The organism is Rhizobium sp. Rhizsp42, from assembly GCF_047304155.1.
Taxonomy (GTDB): domain Bacteria; phylum Pseudomonadota; class Alphaproteobacteria; order Rhizobiales; family Rhizobiaceae; genus Rhizobium.
This window is the reverse complement of sequence record NZ_JBGLYS010000003.1, coordinates 296,294-310,466: the sequence shown is the minus strand read 5'-3', so window position 1 is coordinate 310,466 and position 14,173 is coordinate 296,294. Positions and strand designations below refer to the sequence as shown.

Genomic DNA, 14,173 nt, shown 5'->3' with positions numbered 1-14,173 from the left:
TGCCGAGGATCTAAGCACGGTTCCACTTGCTCGACGTGAGTGGACACTTGGCGCGAGTTTCCAACGGTTGGATTATATCCGAAACACGGCTGGACCCGCACCGCCGGGGCCATCACCGTTGCATTCCAGGCAACGTGCTTAGATCCTCGGGACGAGCCCGAGGATGACGTCGTGAAAGCGGAAACGCTTGCATCCTCAAAGCGTTAGCGACGGCATCGATCCATCGCCGCGTCATCCTCGGCCTTGTGCCGAGGATCTAAGCACGGTTCCACTTGCTCGACGTGAGTGGACACTTGGCGCGAGTTTCCAACGGTTGGATTATACCCGAAACACGGCTGGACCCGCACCGCCGGCGCCATCACCGTCGCACTCCAGGCCACGTGCTTAGATCCTCGGGACGAGCCCGAGGATGACGTCGCGAAAGCCGAAACGCTTGCATCCTCAAAACGTTAGCGGCGGCCACCATCCATTTCCTCGGGCGACAGACACCCCCGACGCCCGCACGCCTCGGCCTCACCTCACTGAAACTCGAAAATATTCCGGAACACCCCGGGCGCGATGATCGACAGCGGGTTGATCGTGAGATTCGGCGCATCGAGCTTTCCGGTCAGCTTGAAGGTGATGCCGATCAGGCCGCGGTCGGTGCCGTTGCCGAGGATGATGCCGATGATCGGGAGTTCGGCGAAGAGGCGGTTCAGGCCGTAGGCGGGCATGAAGGTGCCGTTCATGTCCATGTTGCCGCGAACGTCGCGCAGCGTGCCCTGGAACACCGCGCCGACCTGGTCGCCGCGCACCACGCCATTCTCGATGCTGACGACACCATTTCTTGAAAAGATACGGGCGAAGCCGCGCTGGAAGCGCTGCGCCGAGGTGTCGATGTCGCGCTTGACGGCCGCGTTCAGGCTGCGTTGCTCCTGGCCGACGGGCGTCGAGACGATAGAGTGCAGGCGCTGCTCGTTGACGATCGAGAACCGGCGCACGTCGATCGACCCATCCCAATCGTCGCCGGCGCCGAGCCGGATCGAAAGGTTGAGCAGGCCGCCGCGCATATGCTGATAGAGGTCGGCGAAGCGCGAGACCGCGCCGGCGTCGCCGCTGGTGATGTTGATGACACCGTTGCCTTGCGTCTGCGCCACAACGGCTTCGCCGCTGCCGGTAACGCCGGAGAGGTTGAGAGACTGGATGCGGCTGCCCTGCGCAGCGTATGTCAGTTGCACATTCTGCAGCTTCTCGTCGTTGAAGCCGACGACGCTGTCGAGCTTGGCCTTCAGCGAAATGCTGCCGTCGTTCTTCGACCCGCCGTCACCCTTGTCACCGCTGCCCGACTTGATCCGCGCCAGAACCGGCCGCACATCGGCGCTGCTGCCGGAGACCGAGACGTCCATGCCGCCCTTGGCGCGGCGAAGCGAGATCGCGAAATTGTCGAGCGACGACAGCTTCACGCTGTCGAAATCCGCCTTCTGCAGATTGCCCTTGCTGAGCGCCAGCGCGCCGGTGGCGCCAAATCCGTCGCCCTTCAGCACGAAATTCTTGATCTGCAGATTGTCGTCGGGACCGGAAATCTCGAAATCGGCGGTGGCGCCGATGCCGCTCCCCTTGGACCAGCCGATCCAGGGCAGATCGAGCCGCGCCTTGCCGAGATCGAGCGAGACGGACTGGCGATCCTTGTCGATGCGGTCGAGCTCGACGCTGATCGGCCCGTCGATGATGTCGGAGAGACCCGGCAGGATCTTCTCGCGCTGATCATTGCTCAGCGTCGCCGTCACGCTTTGCTGCGGCTGGATGTCGGAGGACTTGTCGGTCGGCTCGACCAGCTTGACCGTCGCCGGCACGCCGTCGATGTCGCCCTTGCCGTCGAGGACCACCTGCTTCGGATCGGCGGTCAGCACACCGTCGAGATTGGTGATCTTGCGCCCCGATATCGCCTTGGCGACGTCGAGATCCTGCAGCTGCAGCGTCGCCTTCCATTCAACCGGCGGCGGGTTTTGAGAAGCGATGAGGCCGATCCGCGCCTGCACCGAGGCCTTCACATTGCCCTTCAGGTCCTCGGGCACGAAGCCGGCCCGCTGCAGCACCTGGATGGGCTTGAAGGTCAGCAATTCACCGATCGCGTCGGCAGCACCCGAAATCGGCAGGTTGAGCTCGGCCATCAGGGGCTTTTCATAGGTTGACGGCAGAATGAAGGTGCCCTCGCCGACATCGACCGTCCGCCCTGACGGGAAGAACGACTTGCCGCTCTTGATCGAGATCGTTGCCTTGGGCCCCGCCAGCTGGAAATGCGCACTGGTGTCGCGGATCGGCGGAATGTCGCCGGTGACGTTCATGCGGGTGCCGGCAATGTCGAAGGCGATCTTGATCTGGTTCTCGTCCAGCTTCAGCCCCTTGCCGATGGCCTCTTCCAGCCGGTCGAAGGGAATGAAGACATCGATCGACGCATTGGTGACCACGCCGCCATAGAGATTGCGCTCGACCCACTCGCGCCCCTTCGACGCCATCCAGAACGGCCAGAGCTGCTTCACCGCCGTGGTCTGCAGCTGCTGCGACTGGCCGGAGAAGCTGATCTCGGGCGACTTGCCGCCGAAGCGGACATGCAGTGAACCGTAGAGCGATCCGGCCGGGCTCGACACCGCCATGTTGGGGAATTGCAGCTCGCGCGTGCCGACGAAATAGCGGCCCGTCGCCTGGATATCGAAGGGGAGCGGCTGCTCGCCCGAGGTGACGGGTGCTGCGGTGCCGCCGCTGACGAGCAGATCGACGCCAAAACCTTTTTCGGCGGCCGTGTCGATCTTGTCGAGGTCGATCAGCGCGCCGTTGAAGGGCACGATCGTCGGCCCGAACTGCAGCTGCGAGCGCGCGATCTCAAGCGATTGCTTGGTGAAATCATAGGCGAGATTGATGCGTCCGCCGGTCAGCGGCTGCGCATCGCCATCCATGTAGAAATTGCCGGGCTGCAGATTGACCGTGGCGGCGAGCGAAGGCTTGGACGTTTCTCCACCGCGCTGCGCTGAAATGATCGTGTCGGCGAGACTGTCGACGCCCTGGCGGATTTCACCGATCGCATTGCGCTTCAGGGTGAACGGCGCAAGGTCGGCGCCGGCAAGCTCGCCCGTCAGCCGCGATGTGCGCCCATCGGTCTTCTCGGTGCCGATATGCAGCGTCGTGACGCGGCCGTTGATCGCGACCTCACCGTCGAGCTGTAGCGCGCTCTGAGCATTTCTGGAGAAGACCAGACTGTTGACGACGATGGAGAGCGGCCCGTTGTCGGTATCCGCGAGCTTGATATCGAGCCCTTCGAGCTTGATGGACTTGGTTCCGCCGCGATCGACGAAACCGTCGAGAATATCCAGCTGTTCGAAGGCCTTCTCCATCGCCGCCGGGATCTGGTCGATCCTGAGATTATCAAGCTTGACCGGATCGCCGGAGGGCAGAAGCGCGGTGTCGAGCGCGATATCCTGCGCTTCCACCTGCGCGATCGCGATCCGTCCCCGGAAAAGCTGCAGCGGATCGAGCGCCATGCGCATGGCGCCCGTGGTCGACATGTGTTGGCCACTCTTCTCATCGATCAAGTTGACGTCGCGCGCCTCGAGCGCCAGCCGCATGTTGGAGGTAAAGCGAATGACCGTGGAGCCGACCTCCGCCCGGTAGCGCGGCCCGATCGCCGAATTCAGCGCCGATTGGGCCTGCCGTGACAAGGGTTCGTCGAAAATGCCGCTTTCGACGGTGAAGATGATGGCGGCGATGATGAAGATCAGAACGCCGATGCAGCCGCCGGCAAGCCCCGCAGTGCGGCGCATGCGCGAGCGCATGGGCGGGCAATGCACGATCAGCGGATCTTCCGTTCGCGCCGAGGGGAGATCGTGCAGCGCGACGATATCTTTCTTGCGGAATCTAACCTTCTCGCCGCGGATCGCCGACATGCGCCTCGCCTGTCTCCCTGTTCTGTGATTGGACCAGACTGGCTGGACGGTGATTTGTCCAATATATATCTGGCAAATCACCTCTTATCCACAAACCCGGCAAAAGAAAGGTTTCCCCATGGCGGAACTCAGCATCGGCTCCAGCGCGCCCGACTTCGATCTCCCGCGCGATGGCGGCGGACGCGTGAAGCTGACGGATTTCCGCGGCAAGGCATTGGTTCTTTTCTTTTATCCGAAGGACGACACCTCAGGCTGCACGACCGAATCGATCGCCTTCACCGCCCTTGCCGACGAATTCGAAAAGGCCGGCGCCGCCGTTATCGGCATGTCGCCGGATTCGGCGGCATGCCATGATCGCTTCATCAAGAAGCACAAGCTCGGCGTGACGCTTGCGGCCGATGAAGAAAAGACCACGCTGGAAGCCTATGGCGTGTGGAAACAGAAGAGCATGTACGGCCGCAGCTATATGGGCGTTGAGCGCACGACATTCCTGATCCGCCCGGATGGCACGATCGCCACGATCTGGCAGAAGGTGAAGGTCGCGGGCCACGCCGAAACCGTGCTGACGGCGGTCCAGAATCTCGCCTCCTGAGTGTGGCGAGAGTAAACTCCAAAAATTCGCCCATGCGTTGAATAAGGCCAAATCTAAGGCTTTATTAACCTTAACAGTGTGTAATCGACCCAATTGAGGCAGGTCCGTCAGTTGGGAGATTCTCCGTGGCGCACACACAGCAGAACGGCGTATTCGGCAAGCAAAAACAGGAACATATCCTGATCCTTGCCAGCGGCGATCGGGTTCGTCACCTGACCGTCAAGCCGTGGATGGCGGCAATCGCGTTCTGCTTCGTCGGCGTTTTCGCCATCGGCTACCTGCTCGCCACCTCCTATTTGGTGCTGCGCGACGACCTGATCGGCGCAACCATGGCGCGCCAGGCGCGCATGCAGCATGACTACGAGGATCGCATCGCGGCACTGCGCGCCCAGGTCGATCGCGTCACCTCCCGCCAGCTGCTCGACCAGCAGGTCGTGGAAGACAAGGTCGACAAGCTGATGGAGCAGCAGCAGGCGCTGACCTCGCGCCGCGGCAAGCTCGGCCAGCTGCTCGACCGCGCCGAAAGTTCCGGCCTCGACGCCAAGACCGAAACGCCCGCTTCCGCCTATGCGCCCGAGACCAAAGGCAAGCGCGCCGAACTGCCCGCCGCCATGCAGGCGATCGAGCGGCAGCTCGCCGGCGACGCAACGCCGGCCGACGTGACGCCTGACAATTCGACGCTCTCCTACGTCCCGGCGCGAGAAACCATGGGCGACCGCGCCGACCGCGTCTTCTCGAAGGTGACGCTCTCGCTCAAGGGGATCGAGCAGCGCCAGCGCGATCGCGTCAGCCAGCTGACGACGGATGCGACCGACGCATCGGCTGCTATCTCCAACGTGCTGACCCGCTTCCAGATCCGCGTTCCCTCCGAGACGGCGAGCGTAAAGGCCACAGACGACAGCGCCGTTGGCGGTCCCTATGTCGAGCCAGAGAGCGGCGACGACTTCGACAATTCGCTGGCACAGCTCGACACCGCCCTCACCCGGCTCGAAACCATGCGCAACACCGCCTCGTCGCTTCCCTTCCAGAACCCCGCCATCGGCAAGGAAATTACCAGCCCCTTCGGCAACCGCCGCGATCCCTTCATCGGCCGGCTGGCGCTGCATTCCGGCGTCGATTTCCGCTTCGCACCCGGCGAAAAGGTCCGCCCGACCGCGCCCGGCAAGGTGGTCACGGCCGGCTGGACCGGCGGTTATGGCAATATGGTCGAGATCGACCACGGCAACGGCATTTCCACCCGCTACGGCCACATGTCCGAAATTCTGGTCAAGGTCGGCGACACGGTTGGCCGTGAGGATACGATCGGTCTCGCCGGCAGCACGGGCCGCTCCACGGGCACGCATCTGCATTACGAAGTGCGCCAGAATGGCCGCGCCGTTGACCCCATCTACTTCATCAGCGCCGGCACGAAACTCGCCAGCTATATAAACTGAACGATCCCGCTAACGGTGGTTTTACCTCAACAACCCTGAGACCGCGCCGGTTCCTTGACTTCTCAACCGTTTCAGCCTATGTGGCGCTGCATTGCGGCATGCAATCCCGCCGACTCAAGCCTGAGCCTGGCCGAACCGGAACGGAAACAGTTTTCCCTTTGACGACATTTGCTGATCTTGGCTTGAGCCAAAAAGTGCTTTCCGCTGTCACCGACGCGGGCTACACGGTGCCAACACCTATTCAGGCTGGCGCGATTCCGTTTGCGCTTCAGCGCCGCGACATTTGCGGCATCGCACAGACGGGCACCGGCAAGACCGCCTCCTTCGTTCTGCCGATGCTGTCGCTGCTCGAAAAGGGCCGCGCCCGCGCTCGCATGCCGCGCACGCTGATCCTCGAGCCGACCCGCGAACTCGCCGCCCAGGTGGCTGAGAACTTCGAGAAGTACGGCAAGAACCACCGCCTCAACGTCGCGCTTCTGATCGGCGGCGTTTCGTTCGAAGAGCAGGATCGCAAGCTCGAGCGTGGCGCCGATGTCCTCATCTGCACCCCCGGCCGCCTGCTTGACCATTTCGAGCGCGGCAAGCTGCTGATGAGCGGCGTCGAGATCTTCGTCATCGACGAAGCCGACCGCATGCTCGACATGGGCTTCATTCCCGATATCGAACGCATCGCCAAGATGATCCCGTTCACCCGCCAGACGCTGTTCTTCTCGGCCACCATGCCGCCGGAAATCCAGAAGCTGGCCGACCGCTTCCTTCAAAACCCGGAACGCGTCGAAGTCGCCAAGCCCGCTTCCGCATCCAAGACCATCACGCAGCGCTTCGTCGCGGCGCATGGCAAGGATTACGAAAAGCGTTCGACGCTGCGCGACCTCATCCGCGCCCAGGAAGAGCTGAAGAACGCCATCATCTTCTGCAACCGCAAGAAGGACGTCGCCGATCTGTTCCGCTCGCTGGAACGCCACGGCTTCTCCGTCGGCGCGCTGCATGGCGACATGGACCAGCGTTCGCGCACGACCATGCTGCAGAATTTCCGCGACGGCCAACTCCAGCTTCTGGTGGCTTCCGACGTCGCGGCCCGTGGTCTCGACATCCCCGATGTCAGCCACGTCTTCAATTTCGATGTGCCCATCCACGCGGATGACTACGTGCATCGCATCGGCCGTACCGGCCGCGCAGGCCGTGCAGGCTCTGCTTTTACCATCGTCACCAGCCGCGACCAGAAGTTCACCGACGCGATCGAAAAGCTGATCGGTGAGAAGATCGAATGGCACAATGGCGATCTCTCGTCGTTGCCGCCGGCCGAGCCGAGCCGTGACGACGATCGCTCGCGCCGCAAGGGCGGCCGTGAGCGGGATAAGGACCGTGGCCGCGGCAGAAATCGTTCGGGTCATAAATCTGATATCGCCGCCGAGGATAATGGCGTCGAGACGATCGAAACAGCAGCCGCACCGGTACAAGCCGCACCAGCAAGGGTCGAAAGCGTGAAGCAAGAGCGCAAAGCAGAAAACAACAGGCAGAACAACAACGCGCGCGACCGCCGCCCTTATCCGGCTAACGACGACAATCGTGACCGCCGCCGCTACCGCGACCATGATGACGGCCCGACGCCAGTTGGCTTCGGCGACGACATCCCCGCCTTCATGCTGATCACGGCAAACGCCAAGATCTGACACGATGGGCAGCCCCGGCATTGATTTTCCGGGTCTCGGCGTAGGATTGGTTATCCTGCGCCAAAGAAAGATCCTCCTCTACAAGCGCGTCAAGGCGCCCGAAGCCGGCCACTGGAGCATCGTGGGCGGCAAGGTGGATCATATGGAGCCGGCCGAACAGGCGGCGAAGCGCGAAGCCGAGGAAGAAAGCGGCCTCGAAATCGGTCGCGTCAGCCTCTTGGGCCAGACCGAGGTGATCAGCGACGCCGACTGCCAGCACTGGATCTCACTGCTCTATATCGCCGAAGACTACGCTGGAGAACCTGCCTTGACGGAGCCCGACAAGCTATCGGATTTCGGCTGGTTCGCGCGCAACGATCTGCCGCGGCCGCTCTCGGCATTCGCTGAGGCTGCCATCGGTCATCTCGGCCCGGAACAGTTCTAGAATTGAAACTTGAAAGCGCGGCCGATCACTCCGCCCGCATTGCCGCTTCATAAGCCAGCCGCACCCATCCCGCCATGAGATCCGGATCGTCATAGGCGTCTTCGGGGATCGACCAGTACGGCATCTTCACCGGCTTGCCCGTCTTTCCCTCATAGGTCCACTGGCTGGCGCCGGCCTCGGCGAAGGCAGGCGAACTGACGTCATCGGCCTTCAACAGCATGTCGCCGCGAAACTCGAGCGCGATGATCCGGCCGAGGTGATAGATTCCCTTGCCGCCGAACATGCGCTTGATGGTGACGGGGCCAAGCCCCTGAAACATCTCTTCGATTTCGGCCGCGTCCATGATCGTGCCCGTCTTACAGAGTGTAGTAATCGCGGTTCATGTAGAACAGCGCCGGCTTCGCCTCGTCGAACCGCACCGCCATGACTTCGCCGAAGATGATGTGATGCGTCGTCATCTCCTTGATCTCCGTCACCCGGCAATCGAAGGAGGCGAGCGCGTCCATGAGCACGGGTGCACCGGTGACGAGCTTGTCGAAACGGCCCGTGGAGAAACGATCGCCGTCTTCCATCTTCGTGCGCCCGGAAAACGCGTCCGCCAGCGCCTGGTGATGCGCGCCGAGCGTATTCAGCGCGAAAATACCGCTGCGGAAGAAGATCTCATTCTTTGGATTGCTGTTGTTGAGGCAGACCAGCACCGTCGCCGGGCTGTCCGAGACCGAACAAGCCGCCGTGATCGTCACCCCGCGCCGCTGATCGTCGACCGCGGTCGTCACCAACTGAACGTGCCCGCCAAAGCGGCTCATCGCGTCCCTGTAAAGGCCGGGATCGATCGGTTGCTTGCTCAACAAAATTTCACTCCACGAACACACGCATTTCGCGCGCATTATGACGGTCATAGGTTATCTTTTCTACAAACCGATGCCGAAAAGCGACCAATCCGCGCGTTTTTCTTTGACGATCCATTCCGGACGGATAAAAGAGCAGGAATAAACGGTTGGGGCGTGCATCTTTCATGACTATCTCGCGTTGCTTAGGTCTTCTGCCGCTGCTGCTTGTCGCAGCCGGGGAATGCCATGCAGCCGGCGTGACGATTGGCGTCGTCGCTCCGCAGACGGGTAGTTTCGCGCCGCTGGGCGCTCAGATCGTCGCCGGCGCCGAGGCGAAGATCCGCCAGGATGGCGACACCATCGTCACCGTCAACGAACCCTGCGAGGACAATAGCGGCGGCGCCGTTGCCGATGCGCTGATCGCAGCCAAGGTCCAGGTCGCCATCGGCTTCCTCTGCAGCCAGACGCTGGACGGCGCGCTCCCGAAGCTCAAGGACGCCAACATCCCGGCTATCACCGTCTCCGTGCGCTCCCGCATTCTCATGGAAGATGCGCTGAAGAACGGCTGGCCGCTCTTTCGCCTTGCGCCCGCCGATGGCGCGGAAGCGGCGAAGATCATCGAGGTTATCCTGCGCGACTGGGCCTCAAGCCCCATCGCCCTTGTCGAGGACGGCACGATCCACGGCCGCGAACTCACTGAAGCGGTGCGCAACGCGCTGGAGCAGAATGGGCTGAAGCCCGTCTTCACCGACACATACCGCCCCGGCCAGGAGCAGCAGATCGCACTCGTTCGCCGGCTCAAGAGAGCGGGTGCCACCAAGGTCTTCATCGGCGGCGACCGCAGCGACGTCTCGATCATTGCCCGCGACGCCAAGGCCGAAAAGATCGCGCTCGAGCTGATGGGCGGCGACGGAATGCGCGCGGCCGACCAGCCGCTGCCGCTTGCCGATGGCGTGCTGGCCGTGACACTGCCCGATTATACCGCCCGCGCCGATGCGTCGCCCGCAGGTGTCGCGCTACGCGCTGCAGGCGTCGAGCCGGAAGGCTATGTCCTGCCCGCCTATGCCGCGGTCGAGATTGCGATCAAGGCGGTGCAGGCGGCGGCAGCGGACGAGCGACCCGTCGCCCAGCACCTCGGCGGCATGCCCTTCGACACCGTGCTCGGCCAAATCACCTTCGACGCCGGCCACGAGCTGTCGCAAAACCCTTACCAGCTGATGCAATGGCGCTCCGGGGCATTCGTCCCCTTCAGCGCGCCGGCGCAATAAGGCCTGCTTGATCCCAGGCGACTTCAACGGAGAGAGACAATGACCCAGCCCATCCGCATCGCGCCATCCGTTCTGGCCGCCGACTTCGCCAAGCTCGGCCAGGAGGTGCGAGACGTGACCGCGGCCGGCGCCGACTGGATCCACCTCGACGTCATGGACGGTCACTTCGTTCCCAATATTTCCTTCGGCCCCGATGTCATCAAGTCGCTGCGCTCCTACACGGACGCCACCTTCGATTGCCACCTGATGATCGCGCCCGTCGACGACTATCTCGAAGCCTTCGCCAAGGCTGGCTGCGACCGGATCACCATCCATGCCGAGGCCGGCCCGCATCTGCATCGTTCGCTGCAGACCGTGCGCAATCTCGGCAAGAAGGTCGGCGTCACCCTCAATCCGGCAACGCCGCTTTCGGTCTTCGAAAACGTACTGGATGATATCGACCTGATCCTGATCATGTCGGTCAATCCCGGTTTTGGCGGCCAGAAGTTCATTCCCGCCATGGCCGACAAGATCGCCGCCGCCAAGTCACTGATCGGTGACCGCCCAATCGATCTTCAGGTCGACGGTGGCGTGACGGTCGAAACCGCGCCTGTGATCGGCAAGGCGGGCGCCAACGTGCTCGTCGCCGGCTCCGCCATCTTCAAGGGCGGCTCGGTCGAAGCCTACAAGCAGGCGATTTCGGCGCTCCGGACGGCGGCTGAAGGGCAATCCAAATAAGATCGGGCAAAGTAATATCGGGAGCGGCGTGTCGCTGATGGGAGACCGGCTACGGGCTGCGTACCCGCCTTACTCCGCCGTGCTCATCGGCGCACCGCTCTGGGCTCTCCAGATGCTGGCTGCTGCGATGAGCACCCTCTATCTGCGCAACGGCCTGGAGACCAGCCACCTCGGCGATCTCGCGATCCTCTATTTCGCTGGCGGCCTGCTTGCCTGGCCGTTCGCGCTGATGCTCGGCCGCTTCTTCGCGCACAAGCGCCGGATCGAGACACGGTTCGCCGCCTTCTTCGTGGCGCTAGCGGCCTGCACCATCCTGATGACGGCGTTTCTCTTCGCGATGGACTACCGGGTTTTCTATTCGCGCTGGCATGCGCCGGGAGGATCGGTGACCTGGTTTTTTCAGCTCATCTTCACCGGCGCGAGCTCCGTCTACCAGTTCATGGTGCTCGGTTTGCGGCTCTTCGTCCCCCTCGGGCTCGTCTACCTGCTGGCAACGAGTTTCGCGCTTGCGAAACGCATGCGTTGAGATTGCCACGCGTCTTTGCTACACGGGCGCCAACATTCCCCTTTAGAACGCCAACATTCCTTACGAACGAAAGCAGGAAGCCATGATCCCGCGCTACTCTCGACCTGAAATGGTCGCCATCTGGTCGCCCGAAACCAAGTTCCGTATCTGGTTCGAGATCGAGGCCCATGCCTGCACCGCGCTCGCCAACCTCGGCGTCATCCCGCAGGAATCCGCGCGCACCATCTGGGAAAAGGGTTCGGTCGCCGAATTCAACGTCGCCCGCATCGACGAGATCGAAGCCGTCACCAAGCACGACGTCATCGCCTTCCTGACGCACCTGGCGGAATTCATCGGCCCCGACAGCCGCTTCGTCCACCAGGGCATGACCTCGTCCGACGTGCTGGACACCACCTTCAACATCCAGCTGGTGCGCGCAGCCGACCTTCTGCTTGCAGACATGGACCGCGTTCTTGCGGCGCTAAAGACCCGCGCCTTCGAACACAAGGATACGGTGCGCATCGGCCGCAGCCACGGCATCCACGCCGAGCCGACCACGATGGGCCTGACCTTCGCGCGCTTCTACGCTGAAATGAAGCGCAATCGCGACCGTCTGGTCGCCGCCCGCGCCGAAGTCGCGACCGGCGCGATCTCGGGCGCCGTCGGCACGTTCGCCAATATCGACCCGAGCGTCGAGGAATATGTCTGCGAACAGCTCGGCCTCGCTGCCGAGCCGATCTCCACCCAGGTCATCCCGCGCGACCGCCACGCGATGTTCTTCGCCACGCTCGGTGTCATCGCTTCGTCGATCGAAAACGTCGCCATCGAAATCCGCCACATGCAGCGCACCGAAGTGCTCGAGGCAGAAGAGTTCTTCTCACCCGGCCAGAAGGGCTCGTCGGCCATGCCGCACAAGCGCAACCCGGTGCTGACCGAAAACCTGACGGGTCTTGCCCGCCTCGTGCGCATGTCGGTTGTTCCGGCGATGGAAAATGTCGCCCTCTGGCACGAGCGCGACATCAGCCATTCGAGCGTCGAGCGCGCCATCGGCCCCGATACGACGATCACGCTCGATTTCGCGCTGAACCGTCTGGCCGGCGTCATCGAGAAGCTGGTGATCTATCCTGAAAACATGCTGCGCAACATGAACCAGTTCAAGGGACTGGTCATGAGCCAGCGCGTGCTCCTGGCGCTCACCCAGGCCGGCGTGTCCCGCGAGGACAGCTACCGTCTGGTCCAGCGCAACGCCATGAAGGTCTGGGAAAAAGGCGCCGACTTCCTCGAGGAACTGCTCGGCGACGCCGAAGTGCGTGCGGCGCTCTCGGAAGAGGAAATCCGCGAGAAGTTCGACCTCGGCTACCACACCAAGCATGTCGACACGATCTTCAACCGGGTCTTCGCCAACAGCTGATCGACCTGATCAACTCTTCTGCGGCGCCTTTCGGGGCGCCGCTTTTCGTTTGTCCTTCTGCGAACGCGCGGCATCGATCTTCTTGCGCACGGCCGTTGCCGTCTTCGTGGATTTCGGCGCGGCATCGGCTGCCGCCTGTTTTGCCGCCTGCCCGCCCTTCGCAGCCTTTGCCACCAGCCGGTCGAGATGCTTCAGGTCGTCCTCGTCGAGGTTTTCGATGCCGATGAACCGGTTCTCCGCATGGCTCGTCAGGATCAGCTCGTCGAGCTTCGCCTGGATAGCGCGCGTATCGCGCGTCTGGGCGTTCTGCAGCACGAATACCATGAGAAAGGTGATGATCGTCGTGCCGGTGTTGATCACCAGCTGCCACGTCTCGGAATAGTCGAAGAACGGGCCGGTCACGGCCCAGACGATCACCAGGATCAAGGCAAGGACGAAGGTCACGGGCTTGCCGGCCCATTCCGACGTCTTCGCCGAAAAACGCATGAAGATATGCTGCGTGTCTGCCATGTTTGCCTCCCTCAAAGCTTGCACCAGTCAAACTCCGAGGAAGGCATTGGGTTCCTGAGTGAACCAGATGGCGATCAAACGATCGGCGGCGCCACCAGCTTGAGATAGAGATGCCAGGTAGAATGACCGAGGATCGGCATCACCAGCGCCAGCCCGACGAAGAGCGGGATGGTGGCGACGGCAAGCGACACGGCAACGATCAGCCCCCAGCACAGGACCGGAACCGGATTGGCGAACGTTGCCCGCAGCGACGTCTCCATGGCGGCCACGAGGCCGATGTCGCGGTCGAGCAGGATCGGGAAGGTGACGACGGTCGTGGCCAACACGATCAGCGCGAAGCCGAACCCGATCAGGTTGCCCCAGATGATCAGCTGCATGCCTTCCGTTGTGCCGAATATCTCGGAGAAGAAGGCTGACATCGAGCGCGGGAAAACGTCGCTCAGCACATTGAGATAGAGCGTCTGCGCAGCCACCAGCCAGACGACGAAAAAGGCAAACAGCATCAGCCCGCCGGTGACGATCGAAGGAAAGGCCGGCGACCGCGTCACTTCCATGGCATGCCGCCAGGAACTGTCCATTCCAGCCTCCCGCCGCCTGCTGATCTCATAGAGGCCGATGGCGGCCAGAGGCCCGATCAACGCAAAGCCCGCGATGAGTGGAAAGATCACCGGCAGCAGGTTGGCGCTCGACGTGGCGACCGCCAGAAAAACACCCGCGATCGGATACATCAGACACAGAAACACGTAATGCGATGGTTTTTCCCTGAAATCCGCCATGCCGAGCCGAATGGCGTCGAAGACATCTGCAAGGCCAATTTTGTTGATGACCGGGCGCGAATAGACATCGTCCGCGCCGGACATGACGTGAAATGCCGTCATGGCTTTCTCCTCCTC

14 protein-coding genes are annotated in these 14,173 nt (G+C 62.5%); 8 read left to right on the top strand and 6 right to left on the bottom strand.

Annotated features, from left to right (window positions below; all coding sequences use genetic code 11):
- Positions 1-518: 518 nt before the first annotated feature.
- A complete protein-coding gene (locus ACCD05_RS05890; RefSeq protein ID WP_413391630.1) occupies positions 519-3,917 on the bottom strand; it encodes a DUF3971 domain-containing protein in 3,399 nt (1,132 codons plus the stop codon).
- 118 nt (positions 3,918-4,035) lie between these two features.
- Here ACCD05_RS05890 and ACCD05_RS05885 point away from each other — a divergent pair, with 118 nt between their 5' ends.
- The 4 genes from ACCD05_RS05885 (at position 4,036) to ACCD05_RS05870 (ending at position 8,039) form a co-directional block, all read left to right on the top strand.
- Complete coding sequence (locus ACCD05_RS05885; protein WP_413391628.1) at positions 4,036-4,509, top strand: peroxiredoxin; 474 nt, start codon at positions 4,036-4,038, stop codon at positions 4,507-4,509.
- Positions 4,510-4,634: 125 nt separating this feature from the next.
- Complete coding sequence (locus tag ACCD05_RS05880; RefSeq protein WP_413391626.1) at positions 4,635-5,942, top strand: peptidoglycan DD-metalloendopeptidase family protein; 1,308 nt, start codon at positions 4,635-4,637, stop codon at positions 5,940-5,942.
- 158 nt (positions 5,943-6,100) lie between these two features.
- Positions 6,101-7,615 (top strand): DEAD/DEAH box helicase, encoded by a 1,515-nt coding sequence (locus ACCD05_RS05875; protein WP_018902221.1) that lies wholly within the window; start codon positions 6,101-6,103, stop codon positions 7,613-7,615.
- Positions 7,616-7,619: 4 nt separating this feature from the next.
- Positions 7,620-8,039 carry an NUDIX domain-containing protein gene (locus ACCD05_RS05870; protein ID WP_413391624.1) on the top strand — a complete coding sequence of 140 codons (420 nt, stop codon included), beginning with the start codon at positions 7,620-7,622 and terminating at the stop codon, positions 8,037-8,039.
- A 25-nt stretch (positions 8,040-8,064) separates the two neighbouring features.
- Here the strand turns inward: ACCD05_RS05870 and ACCD05_RS05865 are convergent, their stop codons facing one another.
- The 3 genes from ACCD05_RS05865 to ACCD05_RS05855 are packed head-to-tail and all read right to left on the bottom strand — an operon-like array spanning position 8,065 to position 9,056.
- On the bottom strand, positions 8,065-8,382 hold the full coding sequence (locus ACCD05_RS05865; RefSeq protein ID WP_113011301.1) for a TfoX/Sxy family protein: 318 nt from the start codon (positions 8,380-8,382) through the stop codon (positions 8,065-8,067).
- Positions 8,383-8,395: 13 nt separating this feature from the next.
- Entirely contained in the window at positions 8,396-8,890 is a 495-nt protein-coding gene (locus ACCD05_RS05860) for a flavin reductase (protein ID WP_413391621.1), read from the bottom strand.
- A gap of 4 nt (positions 8,891-8,894) precedes the next feature.
- A complete protein-coding gene (locus tag ACCD05_RS05855; protein WP_155947887.1) occupies positions 8,895-9,056 on the bottom strand; it encodes a hypothetical protein in 162 nt (53 codons plus the stop codon).
- On the opposite strand from ACCD05_RS05855, the gene ACCD05_RS05850 reads away from it, so the two are divergent.
- From ACCD05_RS05850 to purB, 4 genes are all read left to right on the top strand, one after another.
- Positions 9,055-10,137: a branched-chain amino acid ABC transporter substrate-binding protein gene (locus tag ACCD05_RS05850; protein ID WP_413391619.1), complete on the top strand. Its 1,083-nt coding sequence runs from the start codon at positions 9,055-9,057 to the stop codon at positions 10,135-10,137. The genes ACCD05_RS05855 and ACCD05_RS05850 overlap by 2 nt on opposite strands.
- A gap of 39 nt (positions 10,138-10,176) precedes the next feature.
- A complete protein-coding gene (rpe, locus tag ACCD05_RS05845; RefSeq protein ID WP_413391617.1) occupies positions 10,177-10,854 on the top strand; it encodes a ribulose-phosphate 3-epimerase in 678 nt (225 codons plus the stop codon).
- Between the two features lie 37 nt (positions 10,855-10,891).
- Complete coding sequence (locus ACCD05_RS05840) at positions 10,892-11,380, top strand: hypothetical protein (RefSeq protein ID WP_413391655.1); 489 nt, start codon at positions 10,892-10,894, stop codon at positions 11,378-11,380.
- 82 nt (positions 11,381-11,462) lie between these two features.
- On the top strand, positions 11,463-12,770 hold the full coding sequence (purB, locus tag ACCD05_RS05835; protein WP_413391615.1) for an adenylosuccinate lyase: 1,308 nt from the start codon (positions 11,463-11,465) through the stop codon (positions 12,768-12,770).
- Between the two features lie 9 nt (positions 12,771-12,779).
- Here purB and ACCD05_RS05830 read toward each other — a convergent pair whose 3' ends face one another.
- On the bottom strand, positions 12,780-13,280 hold the full coding sequence (locus ACCD05_RS05830; protein WP_413391613.1) for a low affinity iron permease family protein: 501 nt from the start codon (positions 13,278-13,280) through the stop codon (positions 12,780-12,782).
- Positions 13,281-13,354: 74 nt separating this feature from the next.
- Positions 13,355-14,158 carry a DUF2189 domain-containing protein gene (locus tag ACCD05_RS05825; protein ID WP_413391611.1) on the bottom strand — a complete coding sequence of 268 codons (804 nt, stop codon included), beginning with the start codon at positions 14,156-14,158 and terminating at the stop codon, positions 13,355-13,357.
- Between the last annotated feature and the right edge of the window lie 15 nt (positions 14,159-14,173).